The organism is Nocardia sp. 149-1B (assembly GCF_057747975.1).
Genome location: NZ_CM173233.1, coordinates 1330701 through 1348668, shown reverse-complemented (window position 1 = coordinate 1348668; position 17968 = coordinate 1330701). Strand labels below are relative to the sequence as shown.

Sequence of the window (17968 nt, the reverse complement as noted above, 5' to 3'; positions counted from 1 at the left end):
CTCAGATGGCAGCAGCGCGGACCACCATCACGTCCGGCAGGTCGGACACGATCTGCCGCCAGGTCTCGCCCTCGTCGGCGGAGGCCCAGACCGCGCCGTTGCGGGCGCCGAAGTAGAACCCGGGCCGCTCGTGGCCGTCCGCGCACATGGCGTCGCGCATCACCGCGACGTAGAAGTTGTCGGGTAGCCCCTGGCAGAGCTCCTCCCACGACTCCCCCGCGTCGCGCGAGCGCCACACCCGGGCCTTGCCGCCCGGCGGGTAGCGGCCGTCGCCGGAGCCGTTGGGGAACACGAAGACCGTGTCGGGCTCGTGGGGATGCACGACGATCGCGAACCCGAAGTCGGACGGCAGGCCGTCGGCGATGTAGGTCCAGCTGCCGCCGTGGTCGTCGGAGCGGTAGACCCCGCCGTGGTTCTGCAGGAACAGTCGCTCGGGGCGCGAGGGGTGGCGGGTGATCTTGTGGACACACTGGCCGAACTCGGGGTACTGCTGCCCCTCGGGGAGGAACTCCGCCCGGATGCCCTGGTTGCGCGGCGCCCACGACGCCCCGCCGTCGCTGGTCTGGTAGACCCCGCCCGTCGAGATCGCGACGGTCAGCGACCGCGGATCGGCCGGGTGCGGCAGCACCGTGTGGAACGCCTGGCCGCCGAAGCCGGCGCCCCACTCCTGCCGGTGCGGATGGTCCCAGAGGCCGCGCTCGAGCTCGAACGTCTCGCCGCGATCGGTCGAGCGCCAGACCGCACCCGGCTCGGTGCCGGCGTACACGACTCCGTCCTCGACGCCGGGCACCAGCTGCCAGACTCTCTCGACGGTCGCGTCCGCGTCCTCGGGGAAGCGGATCGCCCCACCCGGCGTCTCCTGCCAGGTCGTGCCGAGGTCGTCGGTACGCCGGACCTGCGGCCCGAGCCAGCTCGACGAGGCGCCGGCGAGCAGCCGCGGTGGGTCACTGCGGGTGTCGACCAGGCAGGAGTAGACCTCCTCCATGTCGCAGTGCGGACCGGTGAACTCCCAGTCCATGCGTGCCTCGTCCGAGGTGCCGAGCCACAGACCCTTGCGGGTCCCGACCATCAGCAGGGTCCGATCAGCCATGTCCACTCCGTCCGACGTGTCGAGCCCAGGGTGCACCCACCCGAGGTCTTCCTTCTAGATTGACCGGGTGACCGACCCGAACTCATCGCCCGGGCCGGTCTCGCCGATCTCCCCTGTCTGGCTCGTCGTGATCGGGATCCTCTCGGTGCAGTTCGGTGCCGGCATCGCCAAGAGCCTGTTCGACGAGGTCGCCCCGACGACGATCGTGTGGCTGCGGCTGGTCACCAGCGCGCTCGTGCTGGTGGTCGTCGCCCGGCCATCGCTGCGAGGCCGGACGCGGACCGACTGGCTCGTCGTGCTCGGGTTCGGCGTCAGCCTCGGGGTGATGAACTGGGCGATCTACCAGGCGTTCGCGCGGATCCCGCTCGGCGTCGCGGTGACGTTGGAGTTCGTGGGCCCGCTGACCCTGGCGGTGCTCGGGTCGCGGCGGGCGCGCGACCTGCTGTGGGTGCTGCTCGCCGCAGTCGGGGTCGCGCTGCTCGGCCTGCGTGACGGCGACCTCACCCTGGCCGGCGTGCTCTTCGCGCTGCTCGCCGGCGCGATGTGGGCGTCGTACATCCTGCTCAGCGCGCAGACCGGTCGCCGGTGGCCGGGCTTCGACGGGCTCGCCCTCGCCTCGGTGATCGCGACCGCGATGCTGACGCCGTTCGCGATCGGCACCGGCGGCAGCGACCTGCTCGACCCGCGGATCCTGGCCCTCGGCGCAGCCGTCGGGCTGCTCAGCTCGGTCGTGCCCTACAGCTGCGAGCTCGTCGCGCTCCGGTCGCTGCGGCCCTCGGTGTTCTCGGTGCTGATGAGCCTGGAGCCCGCCGCGGCCGCACTGGCCGGGATCGTGGTGCTCGGCGAGCTGCTCAGCGCCGAGCAGTGGGTCGCGATGGCGTGCGTGGTGGTCGCCTCCGTCGGCGCCACCCGCTCGGCCCCGACCCTCGCGCCTGCGCCCGATTGAGTCCTCCTGCCACATCCGGGGGCCGGCCCCGACCTCGCCGGGCCGGCGGTGTCCCCTCCACCTCCCGACCCCGCCGACACGTGGACCGCCCACCGCCCACCCCGGACCAGCCGGGCCGGAGTTCACGGAACCGTCACACGACGTTGACCGAAGCGAATCGACCCGTGCCTACGGTGGAACGCACACCACTCGGGAGTGCTTCATGGGGAGCCGCTATGAATGTTGTCTCGTATCGCGCCGGCCAGGCAGTCCGTCTCCTGGCCGACCCCGTGAGGCGTTGGCCGGTCGAGTCCCAGCTCCGTGCTCGACGCAACGCCATGGTCGCCTCCACCGCTCTCGCACAACGACGTGCGGAGCTCGACGAGGTCGAGGAGTTCCTGGCGGCTCGACGCCAGGCTCCGGTGCCGGAGGTCGCAGCCCAGGCTGCACACGGCTGAGCTCGCCGGGCGGTTCGGCCTCTCCCTGGCCGCCCGGTGAGCTCAGCTCCGGCGAGGTGACCCCGAAACCACACTCGGGCACCGCAAGGCAGAATCGGAGCCATGTCCGCGACCCCCGCCCGCACGGTCCCCGCGCCGACGCTCGCGTTCCACGACGTCCTCTCCGACGACGGCACCCGGCTGCGCGCCTGGACCAACGACCCCGACGGCACCCGCACCGGCCCCACGGTCGTGCTGTGCAACGGGCTCGGCACCAGCGCCTGGGCATGGCCGGCGTTCCTCGACCCCGCCTGCGAGGTCCGGGTCGTGTCCTGGAACCACCGCGGCACCGGCGGCTCCGAGCGGCCCACCGATCCCGACCACGTCGGCATCGAGGCGTTCGCCGAGGACGGGCTCTCGGTCATGGACCACTTCGGCATCGACCGGGCCGTGCTCGTCGGCTGGTCGATGGGCGTGAACACGATGTACGAGATCGCGGTGCGCCACCCCGAGCGGGTCACCGGGCTGTTCGCGGTCGCCGGCGTGCCCGGCGACACGTTCGCCACCATGCTGCGACCGCTGCGCGTGCCGGCGTTCGCCGCCAAGGCGCTGGCGATCAACATCTCCCGTGCCCTCAAGTACGGCGGGCACCTGGTCACCCCGCTCTCCACCCGGCTCCCGGTGGGACGCCGTACGGTCGACGTGGTGAGCCACAGCGGCTTCATGTTCCCCGTCGCCGACCCCGACCTCGCCCGGCGCACGATCGCGGCCTTCCTGGAGACCCCCGTGGAGTGGTACTTCCACGTGGCCCTGCACACCGCCAAGCACCCACGGGTCTCGCTGAGCCAGATCCGCGTGCCGGCGGCGTTCGTGGCGGGCACGTTCGACCTGCTCGCGGGCACCCACGCGATGGCCGCCGCGGCCGCGAAGGTCGACGGCGCCACCTACACCGAGCTGCGTGGCAGCCACTTCGTGCAGATGGAGCACCCCGACCGCGTCCACTCCCTGCTGCTGGAGTTCCTGCGTAAGGTCGGCTGACATGCGACGGACCACCGCACTGGCCGGCACCGCGGCGCTGACCGCGGCGCTGCTGACCGGGTGCGGTGGCGAGGAGTCCGACGGCTCGGGCGCCCCGGGCGACACGGTCACGGCGAGCCCGCAGCCGACCGGTTCTGACATCCCGACGACCCCACCGTCGAAGCCGACCGGCGACAACGCCCCGCCTCCCGACGACGGTCCGGCGAAGGTCGTCGGCACGATCGCGAGCGGGCTGGCCGTGCCCTGGGGCGTGGCGTTCCTGCCGAACGGCGACGCGATCGTCACCGAGCGCGACACGCGCCGGGTGCTGCTGCTCCGGGCGCCGTCGTACGACGTGCGCGAGGTCGGCCGGATCGACGCCGCGGTGTCCAACGGCGCCACCGGCGGGGAGGCCGGCCTGCTCGGGGTGGCGGTCTCACCGGACTTCACGGCCGACCGGACGCTGTTCTTCTACCTCAGCACCGCCGCGGACAACCGCATCGTCAAGGCTCGCCTCGAGGGTGGCCGGCTGGGCACCCCGACGGTGATCCTCGACGGCATCCCCGTGGGCGGCATCCACGACGGCGGACGGCTCGCGTTCGGCCCCGACGGGTACCTCTACGCCTCCACCGGCGAGACCGGGGACGGCGAGCTCGCCCAGGACAAGAGCACGCTCGCCGGCAAGATCCTGCGCATCACCACCGACGGCAAGCCGGCACCCGGCAACCCGTTCCCCAGCTCGGCGATCTGGTCGTACGGGCACCGCAACGTGCAGGGCCTGGCCTTCGACGACGACGACCGGCTGTGGGCCTCGGAGTTCGGCGACCAGACCTACGACGAGCTCAACCTGATCCGTCCGGGCGAGAACTACGGGTGGCCGATGGTCGAGGGCCGCGGCGGCCAGAAGGGCCTGGTCGACCCGCAGGTCGTGTGGGACACCGACGTCGCCTCGCCGTCGGGGCTGGCGTGGCTCGACGGCCACCTCTGGCTCGCCTCGCTGCGCGGTGAGCGGCTCTGGCGCGTCGACGTGCACGGCGACCGGGCGAGCCACCCGGTCGACTTCTTCGTCGGCAGGTACGGCCGGATGCGCACGGTCGTGGTGACCCCGCAGGGCAAGCTCTGGGTCACGACGAGCAACCGGGACGGTCGCGGCGACCCGGGCCCGGACGACGACCGGATCCTGCTCATCGACCCGTGACGGACACCGTCCCGGTGACCGTCGCGCGGCGTGCCGCCCGGCGCAGCGTGGTGAGCACCGCCGGGCCGAGGGTCACGATCGCGACGACGTTGGTGATCGCCCGGACGCTGTCCCAGCTCCCGGTCGAGGTCAGCAGCGTGTAGACGAGGAACGTGTGCAGGTTGTCCAGCACCGGCGCTCCGGGCACGTAGGACAGCGAGCCCTCATGGCCCTGCACCTGGATGCCGGTGATGAACGGCCAGCCCGAGAGGTTCATCAGCAGCCCGAACAGGTACGCCGCGACCACGCCGTACGCCGCGAGCAGCGCGATCTCCGCCCGACCGGAGACCCGGCGTGGCAGCAGTCCGGCGCCCATGCCGACCCAGGCCGCGCACATCATCTGGTACGGCAGCCACGGACCGACGCCGGCGGTCATCAGCGCGGAGGCGAACAGCGACGTGCAGCCCAGCACGAACCCGAAGCCCGCCCCGAACACCCGCCCGGCGAGGATCAGCAGGAAGAAGGTCAGCTCCACCCCGGCGGTCCCCGGTGAGATGCCGCGCAGGACGGCGTTGACGGCGCTCAGGACACCGAGGACGGCGAGGACCCGCGGGTCCAGGCCACCCTCGTTGAGCTCGGCCAGGACCACCGCGAGCACCACCGGCAGCAGCGCCACGAACAGGAACGGCGGATCGACCCGGGCACCGTCCGGCACCCGCAGCAGCAGCGGCCAGCACAGCATCATCAGGCCGGCCGCCGAGGCGACGGCCAGCACGACGCTCGAACGCAGTGAGATCCGCACTGCCGGCACCCGGGCCGGACTCACGAGGCGCTCGGCTGTTCCTCGAGCCGGCGGACCACCTCGTCGACGCTCAGCCAACCCGGACCGAGCACCTTGGTGACCTGCGGCGCGAACGACGGCGACTCGGCGACCACCCGGCGTACGGGCCCGGAGGAGACCACCTCGCCCTCGGCGAGCACGACGACGTCGTCGGCGACCTGCGCCACGAACTCCACGTCGTGGGTCGCGACCAGCACGGTCCGGCCGGCGACCGCCAACCCGCGCAGCACCCGGGCCAGCACGTGCTTGGCGGCGTAGTCGAGGCCGCGCGTGGGCTCGTCGAGCAGCAGCACCTGCGGACGCGCGGTGAGCACCAGGGCCAGCACGAGCGCGAGCCGTTGCCCCTCGGAGAGGTCACGGGGGTGCTGGTCGGCGGGGATGCCGGGCACCAGCTCCTCGAGCAGGTCGCGGCACTCCCCCGTCCCGCCGTCGGCGGAGGCGCACTCCTCGGCGACGGTCTCGAGGTAGAGCAGGTCCGCGGCGTTCTGCGGGACCAGCCCGACCATGGCGCGACGGTCGGCCGCGGACAGCGCGGCGGGGTCGACGCCGTCGACGGTGACGCGGCCGCCGGCCCGCGGTCCGCTGCCCTGCAGGGCCCAGATCAGCGAGGACTTGCCGGACCCGTTGCGCCCCATCAGCGCGGTGACCCGGCCGCCGCCGAGCGCCAGGTCGACGTCGCGCACGGCCACGGTCTCGCCGTGGACGACCGCGAGGCGGCGTACGTCGACAGCGGGCTCTGACGCCCGGTCCTCGACCGCCGGCGGGTCGCCGAGCCGCTCGATCAGCCCCCGGGCCCGGCGCCGGGCGTCGCGCACGCTCAGCGGGAGCGGGCGCCAGCCGGCGGCACGGCCGAGCTCGACGATCGGCGGCGCCACGGGCGAGGTGACCAGCAGCTCGCCCGGTTCGCCGACGTGGATGCCGCCGGCGCCGGTGAGCAGGCACATCCGGTCGGCGAACGGCACGACCCGCTCCAGGCGGTGCTCGGCGACCAGCACCGAGACCCCGAGGTCGTGCACGAGCCGGGTGAGCGTCGCGAGCACCTCCTCGGCGGCGGTCGGGTCGAGCGCGGAGGTCGGCTCGTCGAGCACCAGCAGCCGGGGATGCATGGTCAGCACCGAGCCGATCGCGACCCGCTGCTGCTGGCCGCCCGAGAGCGTGCGGAGGTCACGGTGCCGCAGGTCGGCGATGCCGAGCAGGTCGAGGGTCTCCTCCACGCGACGGCGCATGGTCTCGGGCGGCAGCCCGAGCTGCTCCATGCCGTAGGCGAGCTCCTCCTCGACCGTGTCGGTGACGAAGCCCGCGGCGGGGTTCTGTCCGACGAAGCCGATGACGTGGGCGCGCTCGCGCGGCGGGGCGTGGATGATGCTCACGCCGTCGAGCAGCACGTCACCGCTCAGGGCGCCGCCGGTGAAGCGCGGCACCAGGCCGGTGACCACGCCCAGCAGCGTCGACTTGCCGGAGCCGGTGGGACCGGAGACCAGCACCAGCTCGCCCTCGTCGATCTCCAGGTCGATGTCGGCCAGCACCGCAGGACCGTCCTCGTAGGCGAAGCGGATGCCGCGCAGCTCGATCATGCGGCCACCTCCGACACGACGCGGGCGCTCGACGCTGGTCGCGCCGGCAGCGGCGAGCACAGCGCGCCTGCCAGGGCGACGGCCGCGGCCAGCAGCGCGGTCGCGCTCACCGGCGGGACCACGTCGAGCGCGGGGTAGGCGACCGCGACCTGGTGGTGGTCGAGCCACCAGCCGGCGGCCCCGACGGCGATCCCCGAGCCCGCGACGGCCAGCTCGGGCCAGTGCCAGGTGTCGGCGCGGTAGCGGCTCCGTTCGACCCGGCGACCGGCGCTGGCCAGGCCCGCGCCGGCAGCGACCACCCCGAGGGCCAGCATCGGCAGCGCCAGATAGCGCGGCGCGGTGGTGTCGAGCACGGCGTAGACCCCGACGCAGATGCCACCGAGCCCGATGAGCATCAGCGCCCCCGTCGTACGCCGTTGGGTGCGGCTCAGGCCGGTGGCGCGACCGTAGCCGCGGGTGTCCATGCCGGCGGCCAGCGCCAGCGAGCGCTCGAGCGCGTCCTCGAGCACCGGGACCAGGAAGCGGCGCAGCCGCCCCATCCGGCTGGTCGCGCCGCCGCGCAGGCTCTGGGCGGCCCGGACCCGGCGGGCGCTGTCGGCGAACTGCGGCAGCACGCTGACCGCGACGACCAGGGCGGTGCCCACCTCGTAGAGGGCGGGTGGCACCGAGCGGAGCAGTCGCTTGGGGTTGGCCAGCGAGTTGGCCGCGCCGATGCAGATCACGATCGTCGCCAGCCGCAGGCCGTCGTACAGCGCGAAGAGCAGCGTCTGGGCGTGCACCGGCCCGAGCAAGGTGATGCCCGCAACCCAGTCGGGCAGCGGGATCTCGGGCAGGTCGAGCAGCACCGGGCCGTCGGCCCAGCCGCCGAACACGAGGCGGAACGCCACCCGGATCACCACGATCGCGACCCCGAGCCAGAGGTAGAGGCCGAACGAACGCGCCCACGGCTGGTCGGAGCGGCGCAGGGAAACCGCGGTCGCGACCACGCCGATCATCAGCAGCAGCACGAGGGGGTTGGTGGTGAACGACGCCGCCACCGCGAGCCCCACCGCCCACAGCCACCAGGCCACGGGGTGCAGGTCGCGGTGGCGACGTACGTTCGAGGTCACGGCCGGCCGGCCCTCCGGCGTCGCGCCAGCGCGGCGGCACCCGCCGCGCCGAACAGCACGACGATGGCCGCGGGCGCGACCCAGGCCGGCAGCCCGTCGTCGGCCGGGTCCGCGGCCTCGGAGGAGACCGGGGCGGCGTCGACGCTCGTCGTGTCCTCCGACGGCGTGGCGTCTGTGGCGGCCGGGCTGGGCTCGGAGGTCCGCGACGCGGACGCGTGGTGCTTCTTCCCAGGCTGGTGGGTCGGCGCCGCCGAAGGGCCGCCGGCCCCGTCCGCGCTCGCCGACGGGGAGGTGGCGGCCGGGGAGGAGCCCGTGCCCGAACCGGCGTGCGACGGGGTGTGGCTCGGCGTCCGCGTGGGTGCCGAGCTCGGCGACGGGTCCGCTGTCGGGTGCGGTGACGGGCTCATCCCCGGCGTCGATCGGGCCGAGGACCCGTTCCACGAGAACGCGACGTACCCGCCGTCGGGCACCTTCTGCGACCCCGCGCCGGAGGTGGCGTAGGTCCACGAGCCCGACTCGCCGTCGGACCAGAACAGCGCCCAGTAGGCATCGGCGGGCGGGGTGTTCACGCACGGGTCGTCGGCCGGCTTGCCGGCGACCCGGCACACGAAGCCCTGCGCCCGCTGGACGTAGGTGAGCGAGAACCCGGCGGCCGAGAACAGGCTGGCGGCCGTGTCACCGCCGCCGTCCGCGACGCACGCGCTCTGCACGCCGCCGCCCAGCTCGTGGAAGTCCACGACGACGGTGACGCCGTCCGCGGACGAGCAGCCCGCGGCGCTCGCCGGAGCCGCGGGGATGCCGGCGTACGCCGCCGCGGCCAGCGTGGCCGCGGCGGCGATCCGAGACAGGATCCGCATGTCAGCGGGTGACGGTGAAGGAGCCGGACGCCTTGCGGTTCGCGAACTCGCCGCGGACCTTGATCGTGGCCTTGCCGAGACGGCGCGGCACCTTCGTCGAGGTGACGTAGACGCCCTTGCCGTTGGCCTGACCGACAGCACCCTCACCGGAACCGCTGGTGGCCGTGGAGGGCCACCCGATCTCGATCGAGACCAGCTCACCCGGCGCGAGCCCGGTGACCTTGATGACCTGCTTGGCACCCGGGGCGACCTGCTTCTTGACCGCGAGGGTCAGCTTCTTGGCACCGAGCGCGTTGATCGTGACCGTGCCGACGGTGCCGGCGGCGTTCGCCACCCGGACGCGGCTCTTGGCCGTCGTGGTCGGGATCAGCACCGGCAGCTGGGCCTCACCGATCGCGCTCGCGTAGCGGAGCACGGACTGCTCACCGAGCATCGCGCACAGCGCCTCACCCGGCGCGGCGTCGATGACACCGACCGGCTTGAAGCCTCCGGCCTTGACGTACTCAGCCGCGAACAGCGCGTGCGGCTCCCCCGTGCCGGCCGGTGCCCACTGGAGGGCGGGCAGGGCCTGGGCGGTCGCGCGGACCCACTGGCCGGCGGCGAGCTCGTCGATCGGGCCGGCCTGGCCGTCCTTCAGCGCGGTGTCGTCGTAGGCGATCGCACCGCGGTCGGCGGTGGCGTAGTAGACGCAGTTCGCGACGTTCGTGGCCTGGTGCGCACGCAGCCACGCGGCCGCACGGGCCGCGTCCTCGGTGTCTCCTGCAAGCCCGAGGGCGTAGCCCGCGAGCCCGGTGCTGTTGGCGTTCGCGGTGTTGATCGCGGCGTCGGCGCCGAAGGAGCCGTCGGCGCGCTGGGCGCTCTTGAGCCAGTCGACGGCCTTGGCGAGGTGCGCGGCGACCGTCGGGTCGGCCGCCTGCCCCTGCAGGGCCCGCACGGCCAGCGCGGTGGCGTCCACGTCGGGCTTGCCGGCGCCGCCGTCACACGTCTGGTCGGCCGCGGACTCCTGCGCGAACGACTGGCGGAAGAACCCGGCAGTGCACTGCTGGTCGAGCAGGAAGTCGGTCACCGAGCCGGCCGCGCTGCTGCCTGCGGTGTCGAGCGCCATCGCCGCGAAGGACTGACCCAGGGTGTTGGCGTAGTCGCCGTACGCGCTGGCGTCCTTGATCCGACCGGCATTGGCGCCGGTGCTCAGCACCAGCCCGTTGAGCTGGGCGATCAGGTCGGTGCCGCCGAACGACGTGGGGTCGTCGCCCGCGATCTGGGCGAGGACGGCGGCCTTCGCGGTGGCGCCGGCGTACTTCTCTGCCCCGGTGCCGATGTAGTCACCGAGGTGGCCGGCGACACCCGTGCTGATCTGGTCGATGGTGCTGGCGTGGCCGCCGACCGCGTCGAGGGCCAGCGCGATGTCGATGCTCAGGCCGTAGTCGCTGTAGGAGACCGTGTGCCCGCTGTCGTCGTAGGCGCCGTGTGCCAGGCCGCCGCTGAGCTGGCTCTCCAGCCAGGTCGTCGCCGCGGCGGCGGGGGCCGGGTCCGCGGCGGCCCGGCCGGCCGGAGCGGCCTGGGTCGGCGCCGGGAGCGCCCCCAGGGCGGTGAGTGAGAGTGCCGGGACGGCCAGGACGGCCGCCGTACGGCGCAGGAGGTGATGCATGGTGTTCCTTCCCGCTGCGACAGCGGGAGGGCGGACGGGGGGATCCCCGGCGGGCCACCCGCTGCGTTCCTCGACAGCGTGTGATCAGGACGCGTCGCTTCGGGTGCTCCGGCTCGCCCCCGGCCCTGGCTGGTCGGGAGGCCTACGGTTGCGGGTCAGCGCCGGACTCGGACCGGCTTCCCCCGCTGCGGGCGTGGTGAATGTGTTGAGTTGTTGAGCGAGCGCAGCATATCGCTCGGCGGCTCCGCCCCGGTCGCCGGTCCCGCGGGCCGAGTCGGCGCAACTGCACGCCCCACCACGCCCGAGTCGGCGCAACCGCACGCCCCACCACGCCCGAGTCGGCGCAACTGCACGCCCCACCACGCCCGAGTCGGCGCAACCGCACGCCCCACCACGCCCGACTCGGCGCAACCGCACGCCCCACCACGCCCGACTCGGCGCAACCGCACGCCCCACCACGCCCGAGTCGGCGCAACCGCACGCCCCACCACGCCCGAGTCGGCGCAACCGCACGCCGACTCGGGCCTTCGCACCTACCGCAACCACGACGTCGGAGCATCGCCCCCAGGCAATCCCGCGGCCGGCGTGGCGACGAAGTCGACGCGGCAGACACGGCCTCGTCCCGCGTGGTGACGGTGCCGACGCGTCAGACGCGCGTGCGGACGCGCCGACTCGATCCCTCAGCGCGTGCAGATACGCCGACTCGACCCCCTCAGCGCGTGCAGACGCGCCGACTCGACCCCCTCAGCGCGTGCAGACACGCCGACTCGACCCCCTCAGCGCGTGCAGACACGCCGACTCGGCCTATGAGAGCTTCTCGAGGAGGATCTCGCGGACCCGGGCGGCGTCGGCCTGGCCGCGCATCTCCTTCATGACCGCACCGATCAGGGCGCCGGCCGCGGCGAGCTTGCCGTCGCGGATCTTGTCGGCCACGTCGGGGTTGTCCGCGATCGCCTTGTCGACCGCCGCGGAGAGGGCGCCGTCGTCGGAGACGATCCCGAGGCCCCGGGCGGCGACGATCTCGTCGGGCGTGCCCTCGCCGGCCAGCAGGCCGTCGAAGACCTGACGGGCGAGCTTGTCGTTGAGCTTGCCCTCGTCGACCAATACCTGCACGCGCGCCACGTCGGCCGGCGTCACGCCGAGCTCGCCGACCTCGACACCGGCCTCATTGGCGCGCCGAGCCATCTCGCCGAGCCACCACTTGCGGGCGGTCTGGGGTGAGGCGCCCGCGGCGATCGTCTCCTCGACGATCAGCAACGCGCCCGCACCGACGGTGTCTCGCATCTCCAGATCGGTGAAGCCCCACTCGGCCTGCAGGCGGGCCCGCTTCTGGGTGGGGTTCTCGGGCAGCGTCGCGCGCAGCTCCTCGACCCACTCCCGCGACGGGGCGACCGGCACCAGGTCGGGCTCGGGGAAGTAGCGGTAGTCCTCGGCGTCGGACTTCTCGCGGCCGCTCGTCGTGACGCCGGTGTCCTCGTGCCAGTGCCGGGTCTCCTGCAGGATCTTCTGCCCGGAGTCGAGCACAGCCGCGTGCCGCGACATCTCGTAGCGCACCGCCCGCTCGACCGAGCGCAGCGAGTTGACGTTCTTGGTCTCGGTGCGGGTGCCGAGGGTGCCCGTGCCCTTCGGTGACAGCGACAGGTTGACGTCGGCGCGGATCGAGCCCTGGTCCATGCGAGCGTCCGAGACGCCGAGCGCGACGATCAGGTCGCGCAGCTGCGCGACGTACGCCCGGGCGACCAGCGGCGCCTTCTCCCCCGCGCCCATGATCGGCTTGGTGACGATCTCGATCAGCGGGATGCCGGCGCGGTTGTAGTCGACCAGCGAGTGGTCCGCGCCGTGGATGCGACCGGTCGCGCCGCCGACGTGGAGCGACTTGCCGGTGTCCTCCTCCATGTGGGCGCGCTCGATCTCGACGCGGAACGTCTCGCCGTCAACGTCGACGTCCATGTAGCCCTCGAAGCAGATCGGCTCGTCGTACTGCGAGGTCTGGAAGTTCTTCGGCATGTCCGGGTAGAAGTAGTTCTTCCGGGCGAACCGGCACCACTCCGCGATCTCGCAGTTCAGCGCTAGGCCGATCCGGATCGCCGACTCGACCGCCTTCCCGTTGACCGCCGGCATCGCGCCGGGCAGGCCCAGGCAGGTCGGGCACACCTGGGTGTTGGGTTCGGCGCCGAACTCCGTCGGGCAGCCGCAGAACATCTTCGAGACGGTGTTGAGCTCGACGTGGACCTCCAGGCCCATCGCCGGGTCGTACGACGCGAGCACGTCGTCGTAGGCCACCAGGGTGTCGGTCATGCGGACTCTCCGTTCAGCTCGGGCGCGCGATCCAGCAGCGGGCCGCCCCACTGCGCGGCCAGTGCGGCCTCGAGGGCGGCACCGACCCGGTAGAGCCGGTCGTCGGCGAGCGCCGGGGCCAGGATCTGGAAGCCGGCCGGCAGCCCGTCCTCGTCCGCCAGGCCGCTCGGCACCGAGATGCCGGGCACGCCCGCGAGGTTGGCGGGGATCGTGGCCAGGTCGTTGAGGTACATCGAGATCGGGTCGTCGAGCTTCTCCCCCAGCTTGAACGCCGTGGTCGGAGCGGTCGGCGACACCAGCACGTCGGCCTGGGCGAACGCCGCCTCGAAGTCGCGGGCGATCAGCGTGCGCACCTTCTGGGCCTGGCCGTAGTAGGCGTCGTAGTAGCCGCTGGAGAGCGCGTAGGTGCCGAGGATGATCCGGCGCTTGACCTCGTCGCCGAAGCCGGCGTCGCGGGTCGCGCGCATCACCTCCTCGGCGCTCGCGTCGGGCTTGCCCTCGGGCCAGACCCGCAGCCCGTAGCGCATCGCGTCGAACTTCGCGAGGTTGCTGGACGCCTCGGCGGGGAGGATCAGGTAGTACGTCGCCAGCGCGTGCACGAACGTCGGGCAGGACACCTCGACGACCTCGGCGCCGGCCTTGACCAGCAGGTCCACCGACTCCTGGAACCGGGTCATCACCCCGGGCTGCCAGCCGTCGCCCGAGAGCTCGGTGATCACGCCGACGCGGACGCCGGTCAGGTCACCGGCCGCACCGCGCCGGGCGGCGTCGACCAGCGACGGGAGCGGCTGGTCGATGCTCGTGGAGTCCAGGGGGTCGTGGCCGCCGATCAGCTCGTGCAGCAGCGCGGAGTCGAGGACGGTCCGGGTGACCGGGCCGACCTGGTCGAGGGAGTTGGCCAGCGCGACGAGACCGTATCGAGAGACCCCACCGTACGTCGGCTTCACGCCGACCGTACCGGTCACGGCACCGGGCTGGCGGATCGAGCCGCCGGTGTCGGTGCCGAGCGCGAGCGGTGCCTCGAACGACGCGACCGCGGCCGCGGAGCCACCGCCGGAGCCGCCCGGGATGCGGTCGAGGTCCCACGGGTTGTGGGTCGGGCCATAGGCCGAGTGCTCGGTGGAGGAGCCCATCGCGAACTCGTCCATGTTGGTCTTGCCGAGGATCGGCAGACCGGCCGCGCGGAGCTTGCGGACCACGGTGGCGTCGTACGGCGGCACCCAGCCCTCGAGGATCTTCGAGCCGCAGGTGGTGGGCAGGCCCTCGGTGGCGAGCACGTCCTTGACCGCGATCGGCACGCCGTCGAGCGCGTGCAGCGGCGCCCCGGCAGCGCGGCGGGCGTCGGACGCGGCCGCCTGCGCGAGCGCACCATCGGCGTCCACGTGGAGGAACGCGTGCACGGCGCCGTCGACGGCGGCGATCCGGTCCAGGTGGGCCTGGGTGACCTCGACCGAGGTGGTCTCGCCGGCGGCGAGCGCGTCGGCGATCTCGGCGGCAGTACGGCGGATGATCGACATCAGGCCTCCTCGCCCAGGATCCGCGGGACCGAGAAGCGCTGCTGGTCGACGGCCGGCGCGCCCGAGAGGGCCTGCTCCGGGGTGAGGCACGGGGTGTTGACGTCCTCGCGGAACACGTTGGTCAGCGGCAGCGCGTGCGACGTGGGCGGCACGTCGTCGCCGGCGACGCCGCTGATCGAGGCGACCGACTCCAGGATCACCGTCAGCTGCGGGGCGAGGTGGTCGAGCTCGGCGTCGGACAGGTCGATCCGGGCGAGGTCCGCCAGGTGCGCGACCTCGTCGCGAGTGATCTCAGGCATGGAGTCCATCCTAGGAGAGGGCGGCCGCGGCAGAGCTTCGGGTGACCGCGCACGGGCGGCGGCCCACCCGAGGGTGAGCCGCCGCCCGCGTGCTGGTCGGTGCTCCCTAGTGGCGCGGCTCGTGCTTGATCCGCAGCATGCGGGTCACCGAGCTCGGCTCGAAGTCACCGGTCGGCACGTAGGTCACCACGACCGACCTCCTGACGACCGCGGGCCCGGACCGTGGTCGCTCGGCGACGAACGTGAGCGTCGCAGCACCGGCACGGAGCTGGGCACGGTCGACCCGGACCCCGCCGACGGTGACCGTCACCGAGCCCGTGGGGACGCCGGCGGTTGCCGAGACCAGCGCGCGGATCGTCACCGTCCGGCCGGCCCGGACGGTGCCCGGGGCGAGCGTCACCTTCGTGGTCGTGGTGGCCGGCTCCGGCGTCGGGTCCGTGGTCGGCGGATCCGTCGGGTCCGTGGTCGGCGGGTCCGTCGGGTCCGTAGTCGGCGGATCCGTCGGGTCCGTGGTCGGCGGGTCCGTCGGGTCGGGGGCGGGCGGCGCCGGCACGGTGACGCTGGCAGTCCCGGCGTTCGAGGTCGTGGCCGTCGCACCGGTGCTGTCGACAGTCGTCAGCCGGCCGACGGTCACCGTCGTCACGCCCGGGCGGAGCACCCGGAACGTGACCGTGGCCAGTCCGGTCTCCCCCTCGGCACCCGGGGAGGTGCCGAGCTTGGTGTGGGCGATCGTGAGCCGGCCAGCGTCGGCGGAGCTGTACGTCGAGCCGCTCGTGCCGGACTCGGCGGACACGAACGACAGCGCGCTCTCGTCGTAGTCCATCGAGACGTCGTAGGCGTAGAGGTCGTCCGCCGCCTGCGACACCTGCACGGTGAAGGTGTCACCTTCCTCGACCCGCGCCGCGGACGAGCTGACGGTCACGGTGCCGTCGCCGGGGGCGTCGGTGTCGGTGCCCGGCCCGGTGGCGACGTCACCCGCGGTGGCGCCGTAGAGAGCGGGCGTGGTGCGGTGCTGGGTGGCCTGCTCATAGGCGTAGGCGTAGCCCAACAGCTGCCCCTCGCTGTAGTCGCGGCCGAGGAACTCCAGGTTCATCCCGGCCCCCGGCAGCGTCTCGTTCGTCGTCGTCTGGCCCGCGGGCACCGTCACGGCCGGCATGCCCGTGTTGGGGCTCAGGCGCAGGTTGGTGCTGTAGGTCGTGTACGGCAGGGCGGTCGGATAGATCACCGCGTCGAGCCCGGCGAAGTCCATCACGCTGGTGAGGTAGACCGAGCCGTTCTCGATCTTCAGCGTGTGGGTGCCGAGCTGACCGTCGGCGCCCGCCCAGGCGTCATAGGTCGCCTGACTGACGGCGTTGCGGCTGACGTAGGCGCTGCCGTAGCCCGGCACATAACGCTTGGAGGCGATGAGGTCGTCGAGCGAGCGGATCGTCACCTCGGGGCTCAGGTGCCGGGCGATGTATGCGTTCAGATCGTGCTTGAACTCGTTGGTGCTGCCCGATCCCTCGTTCAGGATGTCGGCGACCTTGAGCCCGCTGGAGGAGTCCGCGGCCAGCGTGGCCGGATCGATCTCGTCGACGGTGGCGCCCGCGGCTCGCAGGTCGGCGACCGCGTCCAGGAAGATGCGGCGTCCGGCCACTTGCGCCGCGTTGGTCGCCGAGGCCGGCGGCACCATCGAGGTGAAGTAGGCGAAGTGCTTGCCCTGCAGCGCGTGCGGGTCGAGGTACGACGTGTAGGAGTCCGGCACGTGCGCGTCGGCCGCGGCGGTGACCGGGTCGTTGGGGTCGCTGCCGACGACCGCGTCGAGCGCGATCGCCGCATCCTCGACCGACCGGGCCAGCGGCCCGCCGGTGTCCTGGCTGAGTGCTAGCGGCACGATGCCGTCGCGGCTGGCCAGGCCGACCGTCGGCCGCACGCCGACCAGCTGGTTGTAGCTGGAGGGGTTGCGGATCGATCCGCCGGTGTCGGTCCCGAAGCCGATGGCGCCGAGGTTGGCCGAGATCGCCGCGCCCGTGCCGCCGCTGGAGCCGCCGGCGGTCTTCGAGGTGTTGTAGGGGCTGGCGACGTACTTGACGCCGTTCGTGCTCAGGGCGCTGTCGTAGGGCGACCCGGCACTGAAGGTCGAGGAGAACCCGTAGGCGAACTCGTCGAGGCTGGCCTTGCCGAGGATCACCGCTCCGTCAGCACGCAGGCCGGCGACCATGAAGGCGTCGTCGGAGGTCTGGTTGCCCTCCCAGCACGCGCACCCGGCCGTCGTCGGCAGGTCGCGGGTGTCGTAGTTGTCCTTGAGCAGGATCGGGATGCCGTCGAGCATGCTGCGTGGGCCGCCGTTCTCAGCTCGCAGCCGGTCGCTCTCGGCCGCCGCGGCCAGCGCCTGGCCGCCGGTGGCGATGATGGCGTTGAGAGGCCGGCCCGCGCCGCTGGTGTCGACCACCGTGGCGTCGTAGGCGGCGATCCGGTCCAGGTAGTCCCTCGTCAGCTCGACCGAGGTGATCACGCCGGCGTTCATGGCCTTCTGCATGTCCACGGCGCTGGCCTCGACCAGGTCGAAGTCGCCGTCGTCGTAGATGACGCGCTGGGCCAGGGCAGCCAGGTCACGCACGTCGAGCACCTGGTCGCCGTTGAGATCGGCGGCTGCGACGCTGCTCCAGCCGGCGTCGTCGGCCCCGGTCCCCAACCGGGCGCTGAGGAGGCCGAGGTCGGCCCGGGTGATCTGGTGGTCCCCGTCGAGGTCTCCCTCGCCGTAATACGGCTCCAAGAAGCTGGCCGTGGCCGCGGCGGACGAGTCCGCCGCCTGCGCCACCGGGCCCGAGCCCACGGCCAGCATCGAGAAGGCGAGGCCCGCGGCGGCGAGAGCCGCGCCGGCGCCTCTGGTGGTGTGACGATTCACGTCCGCTCCCTCTGTGCTGTTAGGTGGAGAGGCGAACCTAGGGAAGCGGTGTTGCGTCGCCATGTCGGCGAACCAGCCCCGGTAACCGGGGTGTTGCGCAGCCGTCCTCGTCCACGTCGCGCAGGTAAACAAATCGTCAGGGCTCGCCGCTGCTAGCCTGCTGCCCGTCACGAGTACTGGTGCGAAGCCCCGGCTGGCCAGTCGGCAACCCTCCTCCGCGGTGGGGTGCCCCGGGTGAGGACACGGCCGGCTGCAACCGCAGTCGGCAAGCGCGGACTCGGCAGACCCGGGT

Annotated in this window: 13 protein-coding genes and 1 riboswitch; of the genes, 3 read left to right on the top strand and 10 right to left on the bottom strand. The window is 73.0% G+C overall.

Going from position 1 to position 17968, the window contains the following annotated elements:
- Window position 1 precedes the first annotated feature (1 nt).
- Window positions 2-1090 (bottom strand): WD40/YVTN/BNR-like repeat-containing protein, encoded by a 1089-nt coding sequence (locus AC3ANS_RS06390; protein ID WP_488295332.1) that lies wholly within the window; start codon window positions 1088-1090, stop codon window positions 2-4.
- 67 nt (window positions 1091-1157) lie between these two features.
- Between AC3ANS_RS06390 and AC3ANS_RS06385 the strand changes: the two genes are divergently transcribed.
- The 3 genes from AC3ANS_RS06385 to AC3ANS_RS06375 all read left to right on the top strand — a co-directional run bounded on the left by AC3ANS_RS06385 (window position 1158) and on the right by AC3ANS_RS06375 (window position 4667).
- The gene (locus AC3ANS_RS06385) at window positions 1158-2036 is read left to right on the top strand and encodes an EamA family transporter (protein ID WP_488295331.1); all 879 of its coding nucleotides are present in this window, start codon (window positions 1158-1160) and stop codon (window positions 2034-2036) included.
- A gap of 539 nt (window positions 2037-2575) precedes the next feature.
- A complete protein-coding gene (locus AC3ANS_RS06380; RefSeq protein WP_488295330.1) occupies window positions 2576-3490 on the top strand; it encodes an alpha/beta fold hydrolase in 915 nt (304 codons plus the stop codon).
- Between the two features lies 1 nt (window position 3491).
- Complete coding sequence (locus AC3ANS_RS06375) at window positions 3492-4667, top strand: PQQ-dependent sugar dehydrogenase (protein WP_488295329.1); 1176 nt, start codon at window positions 3492-3494, stop codon at window positions 4665-4667.
- Here the strand turns inward: AC3ANS_RS06375 and AC3ANS_RS06370 are convergent.
- From AC3ANS_RS06370 to AC3ANS_RS06330, 9 genes are all read right to left on the bottom strand, one after another.
- A complete protein-coding gene (locus tag AC3ANS_RS06370) occupies window positions 4654-5448 on the bottom strand; it encodes an ECF transporter S component (protein WP_488295328.1) in 795 nt (264 codons plus the stop codon). The genes AC3ANS_RS06375 and AC3ANS_RS06370 overlap by 14 nt on opposite strands.
- Window positions 5449-5468: 20 nt before the next feature.
- Entirely contained in the window at window positions 5469-7061 is a 1593-nt protein-coding gene (locus AC3ANS_RS06365) for an ABC transporter ATP-binding protein (protein WP_488295327.1), read from the bottom strand.
- Window positions 7058-8170 carry an energy-coupling factor transporter transmembrane component T gene (locus AC3ANS_RS06360; protein ID WP_488295326.1) on the bottom strand — a complete coding sequence of 371 codons (1113 nt, stop codon included), beginning with the start codon at window positions 8168-8170 and terminating at the stop codon, window positions 7058-7060. Before AC3ANS_RS06360 ends, AC3ANS_RS06365 begins: the two co-directional genes overlap by 4 nt.
- Window positions 8167-9027 (bottom strand): hypothetical protein, encoded by an 861-nt coding sequence (locus AC3ANS_RS06355; RefSeq protein WP_488295325.1) that lies wholly within the window; start codon window positions 9025-9027, stop codon window positions 8167-8169. Before AC3ANS_RS06355 ends, AC3ANS_RS06360 begins: the two co-directional genes overlap by 4 nt.
- 1 nt (window position 9028) lies before the next feature.
- The gene (locus tag AC3ANS_RS06350) at window positions 9029-10675 is read right to left on the bottom strand and encodes a prenyltransferase/squalene oxidase repeat-containing protein (RefSeq protein ID WP_488295324.1); all 1647 of its coding nucleotides are present in this window, start codon (window positions 10673-10675) and stop codon (window positions 9029-9031) included.
- A gap of 804 nt (window positions 10676-11479) precedes the next feature.
- Window positions 11480-12973, bottom strand: a complete 1494-nt coding sequence (gene gatB / locus AC3ANS_RS06345; protein ID WP_488295323.1) for an Asp-tRNA(Asn)/Glu-tRNA(Gln) amidotransferase subunit GatB — start codon at window positions 12971-12973, stop codon at window positions 11480-11482.
- Window positions 12970-14490 carry an Asp-tRNA(Asn)/Glu-tRNA(Gln) amidotransferase subunit GatA gene (gene gatA, locus AC3ANS_RS06340; protein WP_488295322.1) on the bottom strand — a complete coding sequence of 507 codons (1521 nt, stop codon included), beginning with the start codon at window positions 14488-14490 and terminating at the stop codon, window positions 12970-12972. Before gatA ends, gatB begins: the two co-directional genes overlap by 4 nt.
- Window positions 14490-14789 (bottom strand): Asp-tRNA(Asn)/Glu-tRNA(Gln) amidotransferase subunit GatC, encoded by a 300-nt coding sequence (gene gatC / locus AC3ANS_RS06335; protein ID WP_488295321.1) that lies wholly within the window; start codon window positions 14787-14789, stop codon window positions 14490-14492. The genes gatA and gatC overlap by 1 nt, the downstream gene beginning before the upstream one ends.
- A gap of 106 nt (window positions 14790-14895) precedes the next feature.
- Window positions 14896-17676 (bottom strand): amidase family protein, encoded by a 2781-nt coding sequence (locus AC3ANS_RS06330; RefSeq protein ID WP_488295320.1) that lies wholly within the window; start codon window positions 17674-17676, stop codon window positions 14896-14898.
- Window positions 17677-17841: 165 nt separating this feature from the next.
- Window positions 17842-17954: riboswitch (SAM riboswitch) on the top strand.
- Window positions 17955-17968: the final 14 nt, after the last annotated feature.